This is a genomic window from Glutamicibacter sp. (genome assembly GCF_035257265.1).
Classification (GTDB): Bacteria; Actinomycetota; Actinomycetes; order Actinomycetales; family Micrococcaceae; genus Glutamicibacter.
This window is the reverse complement of sequence record NZ_DATEXC010000035.1, coordinates 14,105-34,989: the sequence shown is the minus strand read 5'-3', so window position 1 is coordinate 34,989 and position 20,885 is coordinate 14,105. Positions and strand designations below refer to the sequence as shown.

Genomic DNA, 20,885 nt, shown 5'->3' with positions numbered 1-20,885 from the left:
CTCAAAGCCACCAGACAATCTTCGGCAATGGAGTTGGGGACATGGAAAGGCGCGCGGAGAAGTACGCACGGCGGACGAACTAATGAAAGCCAACGAACATGGAGAGCCAAGCGATACCGGCAGGCTTGAGGCCTTCTCCGACGGAGTAATCGCCGTAGCAATCACCTTGCTGATTTTAGACATCAAGGTCCCAGAACCTGAAGTCGGGAAAAACTTAGCCGACGAGCTAGTGGCACTGTGGCCAAATATGCTGGCCTATCTGATTTCCTTTGTAGCGATCGGCATCATGTGGCTCAATCACCACACGATGTTCAACCGCTTAGCCCGGGTGGACCACTCAATTATGGTGCTAAACCTGTTTTTGCTGCTTTGCATCGTAACCCTGCCGTTCTCCACTTCACTGCTGTCCACCTATTTGAACGATCCTGGTGATGGAACACTTGCAGCTATTGTCTACGCGTGCTCATTTCTCGCGACCTCGTTCCTGTTCATCACCTTGCAGCATCATGTGCTTTCGCGCCGTGCGCACCTGCTGCGTGAGCCGGTGACGGAATCTGAGAAAAAGCTCATTCTGCGCCGTGGGACGATCGCCCTCCCGGCGTATGTGATTGCCGCGGCAGCTGCCTTGATATCTCCCTATCTCACCTTAGCAATCTGCGTTGTGCTGGGGTTGTTCTACCTGATATCAACCGCCGGCCGAGGTCGTGAACCGGATGGCAAAAATGCCTCGACGATTTCGTGACCCACAATTCGGTTGGCCATTTCACTCTTGCTAATTCCAGTGCCCCTCGCGCCGGATGCGGCAATTCTTATTTCGCGAACTTTTCCAATGAACCCTTTGTTTTTTCATGCGGTTCATTGTCCTCAAAGTTTGCGTCTGATACTTCACGAAGTAGTTGCGTTCACTCAGCTGCACTGACGGATCGCTCTGTGGAGGGGTTCTCTCCGCTCGCTCGGTTCCGTGACAAGAGTGGAAACTGAGGCGGGGATCCTTGTGCGGTACAGGCTATCAAAATTGCAGCCGTGCACCAGAATCAATAAATCGCCCGACGCATGCCACACCTGTTTTACAGCAGCGTGGAAATTCGTCAGTTGATGGACTAGCAAGAGTTATTTATAGAAACCTTCACGCAGGTTGATACCGTGCTCCAGCCAAACCTTCATGGCAGCTAGCATCCCGGTCCATCCTTCGCAGTTTCCAAAAGCTCCGGTCAATCCCTGCGGTGTAGACAGCCAGCCCGCCTCGGTAATTTTCACCTTGGTGCGTGTACCCTCGTCTACGGGCTGGAATTCGAAGGTGACGGTATTCAATCCGTCCTCGGATGCCACGCCTTCCCCGGCCCACCTCAGCACAATCTTTTCTTCTTGAATTGCTTGGACCACCTGCACGGGGAAACGACCGGGGAAATCATGGAAATCCCAGCTGACCTCGGCACCTGATTCCAAGCGCCCCTTGGCGCCTCCAGTAGTGAAGTATGCGGACAGCTGCTGCGGATCCGCGACCGCCTCATACACTTCGTGGCTGGTCTTGGAAATGTGTCCAGTAACTGTGAAGGACAGTGGTTCGGAAGGCTGTGGAGTATCCATACCTTATGGTCTACCGCCTGAGTACAGCACCGTCAATGCCCTGTGGCAAGCTGATGGCTCGCCTTGCAACACGATTCCTTCTTAATGACTGACATCAGCTGGTTGAATTCGCCAGGGGAAACTGACTATCGCCTACCCGCCAAATAAACTTGAGTTTTCGGGATGTCGAAGGACAAGGACTAATACCAATCTTGTTAGATTCCGAATAGCGCAGTGGTAAACCTGACAGCCGCGGCGACGCCAATCCATGCCTGCCCGAAGGTTGCCTCAGTGAATCTATTGGACACAATTTCGATTATCGGCGAGATTATTGCTTGGGCCGGACTCAGCTTAGGCCTGCTCTGCCTTCTGCTCGCGAAGCAATACAAGAGAAAGAAAGCCGCCGCGGTCTATCTTGATGCTTTCGTATTCTCCGATGCAAATGCCACCTTGATCCGCTGGATGGCCCCGGATGGAATGCAGGAACGTCCGCTGACTTACACTGAACGACGCGCAATGGAACACGGGTGGCAAACGGTCCTCGTGGACAGAAAAACCTATCAAAGGATGATGCACCGCGATCCTCAGGAGCCGCTGGAGATCTTTTCCATGCTGGCAAAATTCCTGCTCGGTGCCGGGGTGCTGGGTTTCGCACTCTCCTGGCTGTCTATCTTCGATTAACCGCTGCGCACTATTCAACAGCCGAAAGGTGCTGCGTAACGGTAGCGTCCGGTAGGCAGTGCTCGCTCGTTGAAGACTCGAACCATGAAGTTATCTCCCCATGCTGGGTCGGATGGAAAAATTCCTCGAGCCATAGCCGGTTCGTAGCCGAATCGTTTGTAATATCCGGTAGCGCCAAGCAGCACAATTCCGGCCACATGCTCAATTTCCGCACGGTCGGCAATTGCCTGCATCAGTGCGGTACCGGCGCCCTTGCTTTGAAATTCAGGAGCTACCACAAGTGGGCCAAGGCCCAGAAGTTTATGTTTGCCATCAATGGTTCCCCACGTGGCAATCACGTGAGCGATGACCGTCTTGTCGTTCGTGGCCACCAAGGAAAAGGTCGGTGAATAACCGTCGCATTCAAAGAGTTGCTGGACCAGCCCAACTTCCATTGGTTCAACCAGATGGTCATCTTTGCTGAACGCCGCATGCGTCACAGCATAGATTCCCGCTCTGTCATCGAAGACTTCCTGCCTGATCTGCATGTTGGTAACTTACCAAAATTACGGTCCAGATGGAGATTCGTTTCTTCGCTGGACTTTATGACCGCACTGCACTACACATGACTCAAAACGCTATCCGACCAGTAAATTTATAAACTTTCGCCGAAACAGACCCAAACAATCGAGAGAAGAAAGTTGCGGACGGGTTCATCATCCCCCTTGCCCCTCGAAGTCAGATAGTGATCGAATGGACCATCATCACTTGGACAACGGAGCGACTTCAGATGCCCAAATACTCTGCCCCGAAGATTCTCACCGCAATAGCGGTTGGCGCGATACTTTCCTTAGGCACACTGCCCGGGGCAGCGGTTGCCGCCGGACAACCTGCCTCGGTGCAATCTGCTACTTCCGTGCCCGCCGCTTCAATGCTGGCACCGGCGAGCGCCAGCTCGTTCTCCGTTGCCGCGGCACGGGGAATTGACCGCAACCCAAATCACCTCGACGTCTTCGTTAACAAAAGCTACCCGCTCAAGCCAACCAAGTACGCGCCGAAAACCAAAACGGTCAGCGGCACCGGCATCAGTCTTCGCCCCGAGGCTGCCAACGCCTACAACAAGATGGTGAAGGCAGCCAAGAAGTCTGGCATCCGCGTCAAACTCATCAGCGGCTACCGTTCATACAATCGCCAAGCCCAGCTGTTCAACCAATACACGAGGCTTTACGGCAAGAAGTATGCCGAACGCATCTCGGCTAAGCCCGGCACCAGCGAACACCAAACGGGGCTCGCCGCAGACGTAGGAAACTACAATGGTGCGTGCGCATTGCAGTCCTGCTTTGAAAGTACCCCGGTGGGCAAATGGATGAAGAAGAATGCCCACAAGTACGGGTTCATCCTGCGCTACCCCAAGGGCCAAGAATCCGTTACCGGCTACGCCTACGAGCCATGGCATTTCCGCTATGTAGGCACGTCCTTGGCTAAGTCCTATAAGAACTCTGGCGCAAAAACATTCGAGCATTACCACGGCGTAGCCTCCACTAAGAAGAGCTCGCCTAAATCTGTTAAAGGCACCGCAAAGACTACAGCCAACCTCAACATGCGCTCAGGTGCAGGAACAAGCAACCGCGTCCTGCTCACTATCCCTCGGGGCAAGAACGTCAAGCTCACTGGATCTAAGAAATCTGGTTGGTACCAAGTCACCTACAGCTCGAAGACCGGCTGGGTTTCCGGAACGTACTTGAGCAATGTCTCGATGCCAAAGAGCGATACGAAGAAGAAGGACACCAAGAAAAAAGAGACCAAAAAGTCTTCGCCTAAAACCAGCGGTTCGTCAAAGAAAACCACGGCGAATCTGAATATGCGCTCCGGTGCAGGCACCGGTAACCGCGTCATTCTCACTATTCCAAAGGGAAAGACGGTCAAGACTACGGGCAAGGCTAAGTCCGGTTGGTTGCGGGTGACTTACAAATCGAAGACTGGCTGGGCCTCGGGGACTTATCTGAGGTAGCAACCTAGAAGATCACCGAAAGTAGGACTGAGCTATGATGTTCCTCGCTCGGATCATCACGAACCGGAGTGTCACACGACGGTGGGCCATCGCGATGCATACTTGGTAGCGGCGCTTATCCTGAGCTTATTTCCGTTCATACTCCCGCAAACTGGTTTGATCAAAACCTTGGAACCGATAGACGTGCGCGCGTTTCAAATGGGTGGTCCCTTATCTGCTATCACTGCCGGATTTAATTGAAGTTCCCGATTAGCGCGAGGTGAGTGACAATCCAGCGTGGGAAAGCAGCGCGGCAGCGCTGCCGAACCCCCTGCTGGGGAGCTGAGGCGTTGATGATCGCTGCGATCCTGGCGGCACCATAAGCATGGCTGTCAGGACCGGGTAAATGATGAGGCCTCCACCAGGAGATCGAGTTGAGATGTCATCTAAACGCGCGGGGGTGGCATTTACAGATCAACCGATGATCCGTGCGAGTAGCTTATCTTTACCAACCACCGCACTCATACACGCAGAACAGCAAAAGCTGTGTAAAGATATAGCAAGAATTCGATTTTTTAGCATCCCAAGGGGCCATGAACATCCAGCGCAAAGCATTGGCAACCAGTGCAGTCCTCGCTCTACTTGCCGGCGGCATGGCACCGGCTGCCCAAGCAGCTCCAGAGCACAATTGTTGGTCTTGGACTGACGCAGCTGAGAATCCTTACCATCTGGAATGTTCGGATGTTGAACAATTGTCAGACCTCGACATTCCACCCACGGTGACCGAACTGCGGATCTTGGACAAAGATCACACCTCGATTGCAGGACTTGAAAGCCTCAAAGACTTGCAGCAGTTGACCTCATTGGAAGTCTCTGGTGCCACCAACGAGGCGGTCGTAGCGGCATCTGACATGCCGAACCTCAGAAACCTCTCCCTCGATTTCAATAATGACTCAGTTGTAACCGACTCCTCTCGTGCTCTTCTCACCAAGATGGCCCAGGTGACTTCGCTGCGAGTTGGTGGAGCAGGTTTCAAAAGCTTTGCGTGGGTAGCCGCCCTTCCAAATTTGCAAGAATTTGGGGCTTATGAAACCCACGGGTTACCCAACGGCGCTGTTGGCAAGACCTTGAACTTCACTCCTATCGTCGGAGTGAACGGTAAGGCACTGGTTCCTAGTCTTCCGTCGTGGCCTGTTGATCCTGTACCAGCGTTTACGAAGTTCTCAGCATCATCGGTCATGCCAATGGTGGCCGGTAATCACGGCTTAATTGTCAGTTCAGATGCGACCGTTGGAAGCGAGTTGAAGACCGCTGATGTGAATGTTCAGCTCATAGCTGACGTGTTCGACACGGCCAAGGCCGCACCGGTGAAGGTGAACTACAAGGTGGGCAGGAGCAACACCGCTGACTACCAGGTCGCCGTTGTCGGCGATGAACTGGAAATACCTTGGGGTGTTTATCAAGAAACGAACTTCCAGTGGTTCCGCAACGCCGTACCGATCCCGGGAGCCACCGCGCGTGCCTATCAACTAAATGCCGCTGATGCTGGCAAGAAAATCACTGCGAAGTACACCAGCGTAGAGAAAACCTCGTGGGACAAGAAGACCATCTACGTACCAACTGCGACGTTGTCCACTGAGTACGACACGTCAATCCCTGCAACACTAGCTAAGCAGCCTACCGTCAAGATAACCGGCACCGGATACCAGACGGAGAAACTTTCTGCTTCAGTTGACCCGAAAGTCTTCCCCAAAGCAAAAAAGACCTACCAATGGTTTGTGAATGAAACGGATGCGATTAAGGGTGCAACCAGCTCTACATTCACCCCTGGAACGGCGCAATACCTCAAACGTGTGCATGTACAAGTGACGTTCACTGGTGCAACTGCTGACCCAGTAAAGCTGAGCTCCAAGGCAATAAAAATTGACCGAGGTACTCTGAAAGCTTCGAAGCCAGCCATCACTGGCACCGCCAAGGTTGGTTCGAAACTAACTGCCAAAGCGGGAACTATCTCTAAGAAAGATGCAAAACTAACCTACATTTGGCTTCGCAACGGCAAACCGATCTTCCAGCAGAACCGCAGCACCTACACTTTGAAGGTTGCAGATCTGGGCAAGAAGATCAGCGTCAAGGCTCAGTACACGCACAAGTACTACAACACTGTGGTTCCGCGCAGCGCCGCCACAAAGACCGTTGCACCAGGAACGCTGGCTATTGCCAAGAAACCGGCAATCTCCGGCAAGAAGGTGGCGGGAAAAAAGGTGAAGGTTTCGGCGGGTACTTACAGCCCGAAGGCCGACAAGGTGACTTACCAGTGGCAACGCTCCGGAAAGAACATCAAGGGTGCCACCAAGTCCAGCTACAAGGTCGCTAAAGCAGACAAAACCAAGAAGCTGACCGTTAAAGTAGTCGCGTCAAAGAAGGGTTACAAGACAAAGACTGTTGTACTGACCTCGAAATAGTTCCGGCTCGTTCAAGACCCGAGAGGTTATCAAGGGTGCCATGATCGGCGAGACCGGCCGCGTAACCGGTACCGAGTAGAACGTGAGTGTTTTTGCAGGTTCGGCATCTGGCCCGGCTGGGAATAATTTCTTGGTTGACCGGCGGGATTCCGTGGCGGATGGTCCTGGCCTGGGCATGGCGCCACTGTCCGAGAAATCCGGTGCAGGTGGGACAGGCTAGCTGTCCGATGGTGGGTTCTGATTCGATAGGCTTGTTTTCCTGATTTACGGTGCACTCGGCGCGACACTTTCGCGTTAGAGCGGCCTAGTGCGGCTTCGAAACTCGGCGCCGGGTCGTTCGTCATTAATCCTGGTTGCCTATTTTCCCAGGGTTAGGGTGATGGTCAGGCTGGCGCTGACCACGGGGCACGTTAATGGAAAACCAGGGTTATTTTCCGGGCGTCGGGCTCTTCGACATGGAGCGTGGCGCGTGGTCGGCATTCAACACGGCGCACAACACAACAGCATCAAGGAGAAGTTCGCCTTGGTCATCTTAAAGGGCAAAAGCGTTGAAATACCGGCTCGAAGAAATCGGGGTGATACCCGGTGATATATAAATCGAAGAAGGCTGGGTTTCGGCAACTTTTCTGAAGTAAAAATACGCGAGTGCGAACCAGTGCATTTTTCGTCCGTTTTCGATATGAACGGACGCTTCGTTCTGTCGCAGGCGACTATAACATCTTGCATGATCCGCACGAATTAACAGCGACTTACCGCCAAAGTCTCGGACTTAACTTTTAATTTATATATTTAGAATTCAAAGTCTGACCGTCGTTACGAATTCGTTGTAAATTTCGCGTAGACATTAAGTGACTTATGCCACAAGATTAACTTAGCTAAAGGCAGTTTCAAATTATGGGATTTAGATGCTGCTCAGGCCATTCTTCGTTCGTTCGCGAAATCTTCGCACTCTTATTCTGAGGAGGATGACCATGTCTAAACCTACATTCGCAACAAAAGTGGGGACAATCTTTGCATCCGCAGTTCTAATGATTGTCACCTTCGGGCCAGCGCAAGCATAGGCAGCTGGTCCACAACCAAGCTGGCAACTCCTGTTCCAGAATGGGCAGACTTGGAGAGCAAATGCTCCCCACCATGACCAAGGTGAAAAGGGAAACTCCAGTGTATGGGGATCCATAGATTTCGGGCCAACTGCAACTTCGAATCACAAGGTTGTAGCAATAGCTTCAGGAATTGTTTACAAACATTCCTGTTCGAATGGAAACTGGTACCTAGGCATCAAACACGGTAATGGCTGGAAGTCGACCTACTACCACCTTTCAAATGTCCAATCTGGACTAGTTGGAAAGCAAGTGTCGGCAGGTGCCTACTTAGGTCAAGCCAGCACCACCGCGCCATGCGGTGGAGCTGCGTCGGCACCGCATGTACACCTAACGATTCTGAAAGACAACGACTACACTAATGTCAACAATTTCAAATTCGGCAACTACAAGGTTGTAACCGGGTCCGAAACGTATGTTGGCAAATGGGTGGATGCCAAAACAAATGCACTCAAGTTCAACGTTCCGCGTCCTGGATACATGACCGGCGCGCTCAAGTCGACTACAGCAGCGCCTGCACCTGTGCCACCGCTAAAAAACTTGACGAACGCACCTCGTCCAGCAACATGGGCCAGCAACTCGGCTCCAGGAAAGTTGAATTCTTCAATCGGAACTTGGGCACCAGGTCCAGTCGTAGTTAAGAGGCAATGGCTACGCAACGGTGGCAACATTACTGGTGCTACTGGCAGCTCGTACACGATCACAGGATCTGACTTCGGCAAAAAAGTCCGGCTAAAAGTCACTGGTTCAAAAGCTGGTTTCAATTCAAAAGCCACGTACTCGACCGAATACTTCGCAGCCAAAGTTGTTAATAAGCCGGCTTGGAAGTACGTCAATATCCGTAAGAGTCCAAGTGCAAGCTCAACTTATCTTGGCCGGGTTTCCGCGGACAAAATGGTCGCCATCCAATGCTATGCATGGGGATCCAAGGTGACGGGACCATACTCGAAATCCACCATGTGGTACAAAATCCCTGGCGGAGGATGGGTCGCAGAAGCACTTTTGGAAACCAAGTCCAATAGCGCGGTAGTTCCTAAATGCTAGTTTGGCCATTGTGAGGCCCTCCAGAAATGGAGGGCCTCACATTTTTCTACCCCCGCGCGTGTACCCATGTGCCCCGAACCGTTCTACTTTTTAATGTCCGTCTACAGATCCGCTCAGAGGGCAATGTGGTATGAGGTAGGAAGACAGCAATTAACTACGACACCAGCGCAGATACCGTCGCTACCACCGCGCTGGCCACCTGGCTCAGCTCGTTCTCTTTGATTCCGCGGGTGAACGATAAGCGCACCGCGGTGTGGGCAAGCTCTGCTTCACATCCCATTGCAGTCAGCACAGCCGACGGGTCAGTGTTTCCAGCCGAACAAGCCGAACCAGAAGAGCACAGCACCCCACGTCGCTCAAGCTCAATCAGCACGGTCTCCCCCGCGGTACGCGGGAACACGAAGGAGACAATTCCACCCACACGTTGCTGATCATGGCCGGTCAGCTGAACCAGCCCTGCACCTTTTGCATCTAATGCCTTGGTAATTCGTTCAATCAAGTACTTGCCATAGCCATCGCCCACACCGCTTGCGCGTTGTTCGGCACAAACCTGCAAGGCGCGGGCGATACCTACCGCAGCCGCAGGATTTTCGGTACCCGAGCGCATCCCGCTTTGTTGCCCGCCCCCTTGAAGCAAAGGCACCATTCTGTACTGGTTTGAGAAATAGAGAACGCCACTACCCTTGAGTGCACCAATCTTATGACCAGATAAACTCATCGCATCCACATGCGAGGCAATCTTGGCGAGGTCCAGCCAACCGGCCGCCTGGACCGCGTCACTGTGCATGACCGCGCCTACCACCCGAGCCAGTTCAGATACCTGAGCAATTGGCTGGATAGTTCCAACCTCGTTGTTTACCGCCATCACCGATACGACGGACACTTGCTCATCGATGAGTTGCGCGGCTTGATTCAGATCCACAAGTCCTGTTCGATCCACCGGAATCACTCGGTGTTCAAATCCGTGGAATTGAACCAGATAGGCACAGGCCTCTAGCACCGCGGGATGTTCAATGGAGCTAGTCACCACAACTTTTCCGCGTGGACGAGCCAAAGCAGCACCAATAATTGCGGTGTTATCCGCTTCAGTGCCACCCGAGGTGAAGTAGATTTCGCTTGGCTGTACGCCTAAGGAATCTGCAACTTGAGTCCGAGCCCAATCGTTGGCACGTTTTGCCTGCTGCCCCAGCTCATGAAGTGAGGCGGGGTTGCCGAAGTTGCTGGTAAGAAGTGGTGTTACTAAGTCCAGCACCTCTTGGCGCGGCGGCGCCGTGGACGCCGCATCCATGTAGATCATGCAACAACCATATCGAGGCCAAGGTCAATGGCCTGCACCGAGTGGGTGATGGCGCCGGACGAAATAATATCCACTCCAGTTTCAGCAATCGCTGCCACGGTTTCGGCACGTACGTTGCCACTAGCTTCAATAATCGCTTGGCCGTCAATGAGCCTGATTGCCGCTGGAAGGTCTGCCACGGCAAAGTTGTCCAGCATGATCACATCCACCTTCGCTGCCAGCACTGTGGGAATCTGATCTATGGAGTCAACCTCAACTTCCATGGCCGTGGTGTGTCCCAAACGGGCGCGTACTGAGATCAGCGCATTTGTCAGCTCTTCGCCGTCATCCAGCAAGGCAAGGTGATTGTCCTTGGCCATAAAGGCCTCGGAGAGGTTGTCGCGGTGATTCACTCCACCGCCGCAGCGCACCGCATAGCGTTCAAGGACACGCAGTCCCGGGGTGGTTTTCCGGGTATCGGCAATCCTCGCCTTGGTGTGCGCCACCAAATCCACCAGCTGACGTGTGGCAGTGGCAATGGCGCTCATCCGCTGCAACAAGTTCAGCGCCACGCGTTCTGCGGTCAACACTGAAGCGGCTGGACCGGTGACCGTCAGCAGCCTGTCCCCAGCCTCGAAGCTGTGGCCCTCCTTGACCAGCTGGACCACGCGGATTTCCGGGTTAATCATCTCCATCGCGCGGGCGAAGACCGTACCGCCGGCCAAGACGCCGGCTTCGCGTGCCCGCACCGCTGCGGTGGCTCTGGCCCCGGCGGGCACAATGGTGTCCGCCGTCAGATCCCCGCGTGGGTTGTCTTCTGCGAAAGCGAATTCAAGAATGCGGTCGATTGCCGCTACGGGCACCGGGTGGATTGGTTGGTTCACGCGTTGATTTCCTTGTTCTGTGTCCGGTGTTCGGTCTGCTGGGTTTGGGCGAGCCGGAGTCCGTAGCGAATGATTGCGGGCTTGGATTCCTTGGATGCATCGCGTCGATGGTGGGCTCCAAGGCTAGCGGTCCGTTGCAACGCTGCCTGGGCGATGATCCGTGCGGTAGTCCAGAGATTTGACAGCTCAATCAGCTCTCGTTGGCTTTGGGCTACCGGGGCACTGCTCATCAGAACACGGATCATTGTTTCGAGGCCGTCGCCAGTGCGGTGCACACCTAAATGTTCACTAGCTAAAGTCTGCAGTTGGGTTAGATCCAAGGGTGCATCGTTACGCGTGGGCGGCAGAACATTGACTTGCAGCTGGGAAATATCGCAGGTAATTAGAAGATCATCTCTGATCATGGAGTGCACCGATTGGCGCGCGAAAATCATCGCTTCAAGCAGTGAGTTACTGGCTAGGCGGTTTGCGCCGTGCACGGTCGTATTCGCACATTCACCCGCGGCATATAGTCCAGGCAGGCTGGTGCGCCCAACGGTGTCTGTATGAATTCCGCCCATCCAATAATGCTGTGCGGCAACCACTTCCACCGGCTGCGTGGCCAAGTCCAGCCCGGCCTCTGCGAGGCGTGCGGTAATGGAAGGAAAGCGACGTTTCAGAAAGCCAGAACCACGCTCAGTTTCTACCACTCGGGCATCCAAGAATACCCGGTGCCCTGCAAGGTTTTGACCGTGGATCGCCCGGGCAACCACGTCCCTTGGTGCAAGTTCAGCCAATTCGTGAATGGCTGGCATGAAGCGTTGTCCATCTTCGGTGATCAGGATTGCTCCTTCACCACGGACTGCCTCACTGATCATCCCAGCTTGTGGGTACTTAGCTGGGTCCACCAGTGTGGGGTGGAACTGAATGAATTCAGCGTCCGCTATCACCGCTCCGGCCCGGGCGGCGATCCCGATACCGTCTGCGGTGGCGCCAGCCGGGTTTGTGCTCGCTTGGTACAGCGTTCCTAATCCCCCGGTAGCCAGTAATACCGCATCTGCTTCGAGGGCCAGTTTCTGCTGATCTTTCAGGTAGCGTACGCCGCGCAGCTGCTCATCTACGTATTCAAGCTCGGTAGCTAGCGCGTGCTCAATAATATTCAGCTTCCCCGCCTCTTGAGCCACGCGGACAGCTTGGCGCAGTGCGTCAATAAGCCCAGCACCGGTGGCATCACCACCCACATGTAAGATACGGTGTGCGCTATGCGCGGCTTCTAGACCTAGCTGGTAACTTCCATCCGAGTTCTTATCAAAAGCCACCGAGTAGCCTTCGAGCGTTGAGACCAGTTCGCCGGCGGCAGCGCACATCAGCTGCACCGCGGTTCTCCCGCAGTGTCCGGCACCAGCGTTTATTGTGTCGGCCACATGGGCATCGACGCTATCCCCGGCAGTCACACCCTGGGCGGTAACTGCCGAGAGTCCGCCTTGGGCGAGTTTGCTATTCCCGTCTCCCAAGGAATCTTTAGTCAGTACCGTCACCGACGAACCAAGACACACCGCTTCCAATGCAGCACTCAACCCTGCTGCACCGGAGCCGATAATAACTAATCGACGTCCGCTGGTTTTGGTCATGGCTTAGCCGCGAGCATGCGTTCCAGAGCAATTTTTGCATCACCCTGCTGGCTCTCTGGAACCTGAATTCGATTGACCACACGTCCGGCCACTAGTTCCTCTAACACCCAGGCAAGGTAGCCCGGGTGAATACGGTACATCGTGGAGCAAGGACAGATCACCGGATCCAGGCAGAAAATCGTGTGCTGCGGGTATTCGGCAGCCAGTCGGTTGACCATGTTGATCTCGGTACCAATGGCAAAAACAGTGGGTTCCGCAGCATCTGCGATAGCCCGGCGAATGTAGTCGGTGGATCCGGCTTCGTCAGCAGCATCCACTACTTCCATAGGGCATTCGGGGTGCACAATGACACGCACGCCAGGGAAATCTTCACGGGCCTTAGCAATCTGGCCTGGGTTGAATCGTTTGTGCACCGAGCAGAATCCGTGCCACAGGATCACCTGCGCTTCGCGCATAGTTTCTTCGCTGTTTCCGCCCAGCGCCTTGCGAGGGGTCCACATTGGCATCTTTTCCAATGGCACACCCATGGCCTTGGCGGTATTGCGTCCCAGATGCTGGTCCGGGAAGAACAGCACACGGCGTCCGCGTGCAAAAGCCCATTCAAGGACGGTGGCTGCGTTGGAACTAGTGCAGACGAGTCCGCCATTTTTTCCTACGAATGCTTTGAGTTCTGCAGAACAATTCATATAAGTTACGGGAATGACAGGCATACGCCCGTCATCTTCCTCGTCCTTGTACAGTTCGGTCAGCTCATCCCAGCACTGCTGGACACTGGGACCATCTGCCATATCCGCCATGGAGCAGCCTGCGGCAAGATTGGGCAGGATCACTGCTTGCTCTGGTTTGGAGAGAATATCTGCGGTTTCTGCCATAAAGTGCACGCCGCAGAAGATGATCGCCTCAGCCTTGTCACGGGTCAGCGCAGCATTGGCCAGCTGGAAGGAGTCGCCCACGAAGTCCGCGTACTGCACCACTTCGTCGCGCTGGTAGAAGTGCCCAAGGATGACCGCGCGCTCCCCCAAAGTTTCCTTTGCGGTACGAATGCGGGTATCAAGTTCCTCAACACTTGCAGACTTGTATTCGGCAGGTAAACCACCTTGCACCGGGTAGCCGGAAGGAATCCTGTCTTCCTGCGAGGCACCAGGGCCGTAGCCGGCTGGGGTATCCCATGGGTTCGCTGCCAAGTCCGTGGAACACGTGGAGCCTGGAGCCACAAGAGTGAGCCGGGTGATGGTCGAGGAGAGGGTCTGTTCGCTCATTTGCTGGTGTCTACTTCCATGGGATCCGGGCCGTGTCCGAGATACCGGTACAGCCTTGGCGGCCTGTGCTTGCCGCCTGCTAAATATTCGTCGGTGGCCTCGATCGAGGCGGTGTTTTTCAATTGCCGGCGGAAATTCGCCGGGTCAAGTTCTTTGCCGAGGATGGCTTCGTAAACCAACCGCAACTGCGCGAGGGTGAACCTTTCGCCCAGCAGCCGGTGTGCGATCTGCCCATACTCGGTTTTATTCGCCAGCCGCCACAGCGCGTAGTCCACGATTTTCCGGTGGTCAAAGGCCATCTGCGCAATCTGTGGATCATCGACATCAAACCATGCAACGTTTTCATCCGGTACGCGGGTACTTACCTCTTCGATGTTCACCAAAGCGAAGTAGGCAATGGTGACTAATCGGTGAGTTGGCGATCTGTCAGTGTCTCCGAAAGTGTAGAGCTGTTCGAGGTAGCTTGGGTGCAGTCCGGTGGTCTCGGCCAAGGTGCGTCCCGCCGCCTGTCCTAGAGACTCGCGTGAGCCCACCGGTCCACCAGGCAAAGCCCACGAACCCGCATGAGGTTGGCGTATTCGCCGAACCAGCGGTAGACAAAGCTTGCCCGGTCCGCCCACGGGATCACGCCGGATTCCGAGGATTACGGTGGACACCGCTAGGGCTGGCGGCAGGTTGCGCCGCTCGTCCACGTTCGCCCATCCGGGTACCGATGACATGTTCAACGTTCTTTCGCCTTGGTGTTGGAGTGCAAGGTGCGGCACTCCACGTCGTTAGAGTCATTCTGACATTAACTAGAATCATACGCGAGCCACATCACGTTTCAGGCCGCGCGGAGCCACGGAACGGGTGTCCAAGGACAGGTACTGGAGACCTTACTCGCCTCATAAAACACTGGCTGATCTGAGCGGGGAGCACCACCGACGAGATCTTCCCAATGTCCCCCTTCAACGAAGAAATATTTCCTGAACCTGTGTCATCAGTCCCCTGCACGCGTCTACGAAGAGTTCACTATTCAGAGCAATTATGTGCATTCGTCTACAAACCCGTGTACTTTTACCTCGCTTTCTCCGCGATATTCGGCCACAGACAGGTAAGCGAGGCAGAGCACTGCAAAGTCGCCTAGGATCGTGAGCATGAGCCTGGATCTAAATCTTCGTGTGATTACCGCAAGCAATGAATCCGAAGCACGCGCGGTGCTTCTCATTCACGGATTTGCCTCATCGGCCGAGATGAACTGGAACCGTTCACGCTGGGTTCAGCATTTCCTTGACCACGGCCGTGATGTCATCCTCCTTGACCTGCCTGGACATGGAGAAGATCCCTACCGCAATGAGGGAAGCTGGACTCCAACGCGAATCCGCGAAGCCATCGCCGCAGGACTCGAAGATCTCAATCTCGGACCAGTGGACGTGTTAGGTTATTCGCTCGGAGCACGCCTCGGCTGGGAATTCGCCGCTCATTTCCCACAGCTAGTCAACCGATTGGTTATGGGAGGTCCGGCAAGCATCGATCCGCTGGCTGCGTTTGAGGTGGATCAGGCGCGCGCTTATCTGGAGCGAGGCGAACAAATACACGACGAATACACCGCTAAGGTCATCAATATCGCTAAGTCGGAAAGTGCAAATGACTTCAATGCGCTTTTCCGGCTTATTGAGGCGATCAAGACTGATCCATATATTCCGGCATCAAGGCTTCCGGTCTGCCCGACGTTATTGGTGGCTGGCGATCACGATGATCTGGCCACCACCATGCCTCAGCTTCGCCGCCTTCTAAAAAATGCTGGCACCGAGTGCGCCATTCATTGGCTCCCCGGACGCAATCACGCAAATGCTGTCACCAGCCGCGAATTCAAGGAAAAGGCGCTGGAATTTTTCGCCAGCGCCTAATTAAAACAAAACCGGTGTCATGCACGCATCCCCACGATGCGCGTGCCAGGCAGATCCTATCCCCATAGGGTCTTTTGCCTAGCACGTGCACGACACCGATTTCGTCTGTTCCTACTCAAACACGGGTAACGGACAAATTGATGGTCTTGGATCCAAATTAACGCATAACGCGTTACTTATCACACTGGCACTCGGGCTTATTTCGAATAACATCAACTTCCGCACTTCCAAGCACCAATCTATTCGCTGAAAGCAACTCATGTCCTCGGGCAGATGAGAAGATCAGCAGTCAGCCATGAGCCTGCAATGTTTACCTACTATTCGCCCACTATTCAACGTGATTCAGTGGACTTTAGGAATCCTAATCAATCGTTGAAAAGAATCACCTAAAATCGTTGTCTATCTCTATTTGAGTAGTTATCGTCGAGTTGTTGAGTGAACCGAATCCGCATCCTGCTTCTGGTTTATTACTTCGGCAAATAGCCAGATGTGGCATTGCGTGTTTCGCAGCTCACCATGATTACCCACGACCACCACGCCACGACGGCTAAAAGTCCACAGAAGGTGCATGATGACAAACAAACTCCCGCTCCTCGTTTCCTTCGGCGCACTCGCGCTGCTGGCTTCCTCTTGCGGAGCAGCTACCTCCGTGGCAACTAGCCAAAGCCCTACTGCGGCAGCGTCAACAGCAGCTTCTCCACCAAGCGTCTCTGCCCCTGTCTCGAAGTCATCTTCACCCGCAACATCCGCTTCTGCCAAGGATCGAATCACTGCCGATCAAATTATTCCAACTCTCTCGCGCCCAGAGACCGACGAAGACATGCCACCAGCAGAAATCGATGACCCATCGATCAAACAGGTCAGTTTCCGAGCTCTAGCTTCTTTGGCCTATGCCGAACAATTCGCGGCGGTCAATGACGCTGGCGATCTATGCCTAATCGCCTTGGCCAACAGCGGAGACGGGGATGGATCCGCCAACCTGAACGGCCCTGGCATTGAATGCGACGATCCCGCAGAGGTGAAAGATGAGGGGCTGTCGCTGAGAATCGAAGCAAGCAAAGACAACCCGGGCGTAGTGCTCAATATGCTGCCACCGGATCTTACCGAAGACGTAGTACGCACTGAACTGCTCAAGATTCCAGGTAATCATGAGGATCTGCGACCACCTGTGGAATTTGGTTCCACCGATTTCGGACTCGTGTCAGTGGCCATGCTCCCAGAAACAGCTGATGAGCTGGGCAAAATCAGCATCCCGCGACCGGACGGTACTTTGTTTTCTCTCGACCTGGACTAAGCTCGCTCGTCGATGGCACCGCCCGAGTCTCGTTTTACCGTGGCGCATAAACCAATAGTGTGAGATCCGGGGCCTCTGCCGGAGTGAGATTATGTTGCTCATAACGGGTCAGCCCTTTTTCGGGGTGTTGAAACGTCCGTTCCCTGGTACCAAATCCGGCGACATCTCGTTCCTTCCAGATGGCCGCAAATTCCGCGGAAGCCTCGGACACTCGCGCCACGATTCCGCTCTCCCCGGCCGGAGAAAGCCAGCCACGGGTTTCGGCGCGGAAGCTACCGACAAAACTTCGACTCTGAGCTTCCCAATCCGGGAGCATCTCGCGCAGTTGGTCATCGGTAAAAACCAGCCACAAGAGATTTCTATCCGCCTCGTCCAATGCCGAGATGCGCGGATAGAGCTTGGCATAGGCACCGTTCCAGCCAATAATTTTCCAGTCGGACGCAAGCAGGAATGCTGGGAAATCAAGGGCATCTAATAAACGTCGCAACTCGGGCGTAAATTCACTGGTGACGTCCGGAGCTTTTTCACCATGTCCGCCCAAGGACAACAGATAGGTACTCTCCACCGGCGTAAGCCTGAAGAGACGAGACAGGGAATCCAGCACCTGACGCGAGGGATTGATGTCTCTAGCTTGTTCCAGCCACGTGTACCAGGTGACCGAGACGCCGGCTAAAGTTGCGACTTCCTCGCGGCGCAGCCCGCGTACACGGCTTCGGCCAACCTCAGGCAGTCCGTGCGAAGCGCGCTCGGCACGTGCTCGGCGGTCTTTGAGGAATGCTGCGAGCTCCTCACGTCGGCGCTGACCTGCGTTCATCCTGGATCCTTTTTATCATGGTAGTAGTACTACTAGTATCAACGCCGTCTGGGTCTACGCACAAATCTATGATGAGATTTTAAAATGACCACATATCGCTCGCACACCATCACCCACGGCCGCAACATGGCAGGCGCCCGTGCGCTGCTCCGCGCAGCCGGCGTCAACGGCGCAGATCTAGGCCGCAAGCCAATCATTGCCGTGGCAAATAGCTTCACCGAATTCGTCCCCGGCCACACCCACCTGCAGCCGGTTGGCCGTATCGTCTCCGAGGCGATTATTGAAGCCGGCGGCATTCCCCGCGAATTTAACACCATCGCCGTAGATGACGGTATCGCCATGGGACACGGTGGCATGCTGTACTCGCTGCCCTCACGGGATCTGATTGCAGACTCGGTGGAGTACATGGTCAACGCCCACTGCGCAGATGCACTGATCTGCATCTCGAACTGCGACAAGATCACCCCCGGCATGCTCATGGCGGCCTTGCGCTTGAATATCCCAACCGTGTTCGTTTCCGGTGGCCCCATGGAGTCCGGCCGCGCCACCTTGGTAGATGGCACCGTTCGTACCTTGGACCTAGTAGATGCCATCTCCGAGGCAGTCAACGAAAATGTTTCAGATGCAGACCTGCTGCGTATCGAAGAGTCCGCCTGCCCTACCTGTGGTTCATGCTCTGGCATGTTCACCGCGAACTCGATGAACTGCCTTACCGAGGCCATGGGGTTGGCCCTGCCAGGAAACGGCTCCACCTTGGCTACCCACACTGCACGCACCGCACTGTATCAAAACGCCGGCAAGACCATCGTGGATATCGCCAACCGCTACTACGCGGACAGCGACGAGACGGTACTGCCACGCAATATCGCCACCATCGAGGCCTTCGGCAACGCGATGACCTTGGATATCGCCATGGGCGGATCCACTAACACCATCTTGCACCTGCTGGCCGCCGCCCACGAGGCCGGCGTTGAGTTTGGATTGGAAGAAATCAATGAAATCTCTGGCCGGGTTCCTTGCCTGGCCAAGGTCGCTCCGAACTCCGCTGGAGCCGGGAAGATCTACTACATGGAAGATGTCCACCGTGCCGGTGGCATCCCAGCCATCCTGGGCGAGCTTCGCCGTGGTGGTCTTTTGGATGACACCGTCCACACGGTCCACGCAGCAACAATGGGTCAATGGCTGGACGAGTGGGACATCCGTGGCGGTAAGGCCAGCGAGGTAGCTCGCGAATTATGGCATGCCGCTCCCGGTGGTGTACGTTCCTCCACCGCCGGCTCGCAGTCAGCGCGTTGGGAAGAGCTAGACACTGACGCCGCAGAGGGTTGCATCCACTCGGTTGAGCACGCTTTCTCCAAGGATGGAGGCCTGGCAGTACTGCGCGGCAACATCGCCGTAGATGGTGCGGTGGTTAAGACCGCAGGCGTGGACCCATCGATCTGGACCTTTAGCGGTCCAGCGGTTGTCTGCGAGTCCCAGGATGAAGCAGTCGAGAAAATCTTGAACAAGCAGGTCAAGGCCGGCGACGTTGTGGTCATCCGTTACGAAGGGCCAAAGGGCGGTCCGGGTATGCAGGAAATGCTCTACCCGACTTCCTTCCTCAAGGGACGCGGTCTCGGTAAGACCTGCGCACTGATCACCGATGGCCGTTTCTCCGGCGGCACCTCGGGACTGTCCATTGGGCATGTCTCCCCCGAGGCAGCTTCCGGTGGAATGATCGCCTTGGTAGAAGACGGGGATATTATCTCCATCGACATCCCCACCCGTGACCTGACCTTGAACGTTTCAGATGACGTCTTGGCCGAACGCCGCGAGCGTCTGCTGGCAACTACCGGCTACCGTCCGGTGAGCCGCGAACGCGTGGTCTCCCCTGCGCTACGTGCCTACGCGGCCATGGCTTTGTCCGCAGATAAGGGCGCCGTGCGCGACGTCGATCGTGTGGAGCGCGCGTTGCGCGAAGCTGATGAGCGCGCGGCGGCAGCTCTGCGAACAGCGGAAACAGCCAAGGCTTAATCAGCCCGGTTCCTCGGTAAGCGAAGACGCCCGTTATCTCCTAAATATTTAGAAGATAACGGGCGTTAGTGCGTTGCCGTACAGGATGGGCCGTGCCTTACTTCCCCGGAGCAACCGGTTGCAGGCTCGCTACAATTTGCTGGGCGCCAAGTTCTCCTGCTTTGGTTGGCAGCAGTGCAAAGACGTGTAATTGGCCCTGGGCTTCGTGCCAGGTCACCGATACGCCGGCTTCTTCTGCTTTACGCCGCAGTTGATGAGCGTCCGGGTTAAGCACATCTCTGGTGCCTACCAGTATCGTCATGGGGCCAAGCCCAGACATGTCGCCGAATAACGGACTCACTACTGGATCCGTCACCTCGTCCGACCCACGCCAGGCTTCGGAAAGTATCCTGCCGCCCGGAACCCCAAGCCATGGATCGCTGGGTTGCACAATATCAATTTCCGGATTCGTCCATGTCAGGTCCAGCGCAGGTGCGAGCAACGTGATCCCTTGCAAGTCGATACCCGCATCACGCAATTTCATAGCCACGGATAGTGCAATTTGACCGCCGGAAGAATCACCGGCAATTCGGACCTGCTTCGGCGCTTCCACTTCCGCCCGGACCAGATTTACGGTTTTCTCGCAAACCTCACGAGCGTTGCCTAGCGGCAGGAGAGGGTAAATCGGCACCACTACTCTCTGACCGGTTTCACGAGCAATGCGTGCAATGATCTGCCAATGCTGACTGGCAATCTCGTTGACCCAACCGCCGCCATGAAGATACACCACAACGCCGTCCGTGGCAGGTCGTGAAAAAGCCTTCTTTGCCGGATGTACGTCGTATACCGGCCACCCGGACGGATCTGATAACCGGCGTTCTAGGCGCACACCTCGAAGCCTTGCCGGAGGCCCAAAGGGAATCGGGCGTAGATAGCGTTTCTTGAGGTGTTTCCGAGCCCCGGCTTCGGTCACAAACGGCTTGTTGGCACGCATAGCTTTAAGTACCAACGGAATCACGGACTCAGGCACGGTGAGGCCCACAGG

17 protein-coding genes are annotated in these 20,885 nt (G+C 55.1%); 8 read left to right on the top strand and 9 right to left on the bottom strand.

All coding sequences use genetic code 11. The features are described from left to right. The first annotated feature begins 82 nt into the window (after positions 1 to 82). Positions 83 to 742, top strand: coding sequence for a TMEM175 family protein (locus VJ369_RS08480; RefSeq protein ID WP_324091646.1), 660 nt, complete (start codon positions 83 to 85; stop codon positions 740 to 742). A 368-nt stretch (positions 743 to 1,110) separates the two neighbouring features. Here the strand turns inward: VJ369_RS08480 and VJ369_RS08475 are convergent, their stop codons facing one another. Next, on the bottom strand, positions 1,111 to 1,587 hold the full coding sequence (locus VJ369_RS08475; RefSeq protein ID WP_324091645.1) for an SRPBCC domain-containing protein: 477 nt from the start codon (positions 1,585 to 1,587) through the stop codon (positions 1,111 to 1,113). 270 nt (positions 1,588 to 1,857) lie between these two features. Here VJ369_RS08475 and VJ369_RS08470 point away from each other — a divergent pair, with 270 nt between their 5' ends. Next, a complete protein-coding gene (locus VJ369_RS08470; protein WP_324091644.1) occupies positions 1,858 to 2,247 on the top strand; it encodes a hypothetical protein in 390 nt (129 codons plus the stop codon). Positions 2,248 to 2,261: 14 nt separating this feature from the next. Here the strand turns inward: VJ369_RS08470 and VJ369_RS08465 are convergent, their stop codons facing one another. Continuing rightward, positions 2,262 to 2,774: an N-acetyltransferase gene (locus tag VJ369_RS08465; protein WP_324091643.1), complete on the bottom strand. Its 513-nt coding sequence runs from the start codon at positions 2,772 to 2,774 to the stop codon at positions 2,262 to 2,264. A gap of 242 nt (positions 2,775 to 3,016) precedes the next feature. Here VJ369_RS08465 and VJ369_RS08460 point away from each other — a divergent pair, with 242 nt between their 5' ends. The 3 genes from VJ369_RS08460 (at position 3,017) to VJ369_RS08450 (ending at position 8,822) form a co-directional block, all read left to right on the top strand. Then, positions 3,017 to 4,237 carry a D-alanyl-D-alanine carboxypeptidase family protein gene (locus VJ369_RS08460; RefSeq protein WP_324091642.1) on the top strand — a complete coding sequence of 407 codons (1,221 nt, stop codon included), beginning with the start codon at positions 3,017 to 3,019 and terminating at the stop codon, positions 4,235 to 4,237. Positions 4,238 to 4,809: 572 nt separating this feature from the next. Next, positions 4,810 to 6,678, top strand: coding sequence for a hypothetical protein (locus VJ369_RS08455; RefSeq protein ID WP_324091641.1), 1,869 nt, complete (start codon positions 4,810 to 4,812; stop codon positions 6,676 to 6,678). Positions 6,679 to 7,769: 1,091 nt separating this feature from the next. Continuing rightward, entirely contained in the window at positions 7,770 to 8,822 is a 1,053-nt protein-coding gene (locus tag VJ369_RS08450; protein WP_324091681.1) for a M23 family metallopeptidase, read from the top strand. A gap of 154 nt (positions 8,823 to 8,976) precedes the next feature. Here the strand turns inward: VJ369_RS08450 and VJ369_RS08445 are convergent, their stop codons facing one another. From VJ369_RS08445 to VJ369_RS08425, 5 genes are read right to left on the bottom strand one after another with little or no spacing between them, the layout of a single operon-like run. Next, positions 8,977 to 10,119 carry a cysteine desulfurase family protein gene (locus VJ369_RS08445; protein WP_324091640.1) on the bottom strand — a complete coding sequence of 381 codons (1,143 nt, stop codon included), beginning with the start codon at positions 10,117 to 10,119 and terminating at the stop codon, positions 8,977 to 8,979. Next, a complete protein-coding gene (nadC, locus tag VJ369_RS08440; protein WP_324091639.1) occupies positions 10,116 to 10,982 on the bottom strand; it encodes a carboxylating nicotinate-nucleotide diphosphorylase in 867 nt (288 codons plus the stop codon). Before nadC ends, VJ369_RS08445 begins: the two co-directional genes overlap by 4 nt. Continuing rightward, positions 10,979 to 12,592 (bottom strand): L-aspartate oxidase, encoded by a 1,614-nt coding sequence (gene nadB, locus VJ369_RS08435; RefSeq protein ID WP_324091638.1) that lies wholly within the window; start codon positions 12,590 to 12,592, stop codon positions 10,979 to 10,981. The genes nadC and nadB overlap by 4 nt, the downstream gene beginning before the upstream one ends. Beyond that, positions 12,589 to 13,851, bottom strand: coding sequence for a quinolinate synthase NadA (nadA, locus tag VJ369_RS08430; RefSeq protein ID WP_324091637.1), 1,263 nt, complete (start codon positions 13,849 to 13,851; stop codon positions 12,589 to 12,591). Before nadA ends, nadB begins: the two co-directional genes overlap by 4 nt. Then, on the bottom strand, positions 13,848 to 14,570 hold the full coding sequence (locus VJ369_RS08425) for an NUDIX hydrolase (protein WP_324091636.1): 723 nt from the start codon (positions 14,568 to 14,570) through the stop codon (positions 13,848 to 13,850). The genes nadA and VJ369_RS08425 overlap by 4 nt, the downstream gene beginning before the upstream one ends. Before the next feature lie 417 nt (positions 14,571 to 14,987). Between VJ369_RS08425 and VJ369_RS08420 the strand changes: the two genes are divergently transcribed. Together VJ369_RS08420 and VJ369_RS08415 are read left to right on the top strand one after the other, a co-directional pair. Beyond that, positions 14,988 to 15,740: an alpha/beta fold hydrolase gene (locus VJ369_RS08420; RefSeq protein WP_324091635.1), complete on the top strand. Its 753-nt coding sequence runs from the start codon at positions 14,988 to 14,990 to the stop codon at positions 15,738 to 15,740. A 571-nt stretch (positions 15,741 to 16,311) separates the two neighbouring features. Then, positions 16,312 to 17,034: a hypothetical protein gene (locus VJ369_RS08415; RefSeq protein WP_324091634.1), complete on the top strand. Its 723-nt coding sequence runs from the start codon at positions 16,312 to 16,314 to the stop codon at positions 17,032 to 17,034. Positions 17,035 to 17,068: 34 nt separating this feature from the next. Here VJ369_RS08415 and VJ369_RS08410 read toward each other — a convergent pair whose 3' ends face one another. Further along, positions 17,069 to 17,848, bottom strand: a complete 780-nt coding sequence (locus VJ369_RS08410; protein ID WP_324091633.1) for a helix-turn-helix transcriptional regulator — start codon at positions 17,846 to 17,848, stop codon at positions 17,069 to 17,071. An 84-nt stretch (positions 17,849 to 17,932) separates the two neighbouring features. On the opposite strand from VJ369_RS08410, the gene ilvD reads away from it, so the two are divergent. Next, positions 17,933 to 19,861, top strand: coding sequence for a dihydroxy-acid dehydratase (gene ilvD, locus VJ369_RS08405; protein WP_324091632.1), 1,929 nt, complete (start codon positions 17,933 to 17,935; stop codon positions 19,859 to 19,861). Between the two features lie 97 nt (positions 19,862 to 19,958). On the opposite strand, the gene VJ369_RS08400 is transcribed toward ilvD, so the two are convergent. Beyond that, on the bottom strand, positions 19,959 to 20,882 hold the full coding sequence (locus tag VJ369_RS08400) for an alpha/beta hydrolase fold domain-containing protein (protein ID WP_324091631.1): 924 nt from the start codon (positions 20,880 to 20,882) through the stop codon (positions 19,959 to 19,961). Positions 20,883 to 20,885 lie beyond the last annotated feature (3 nt).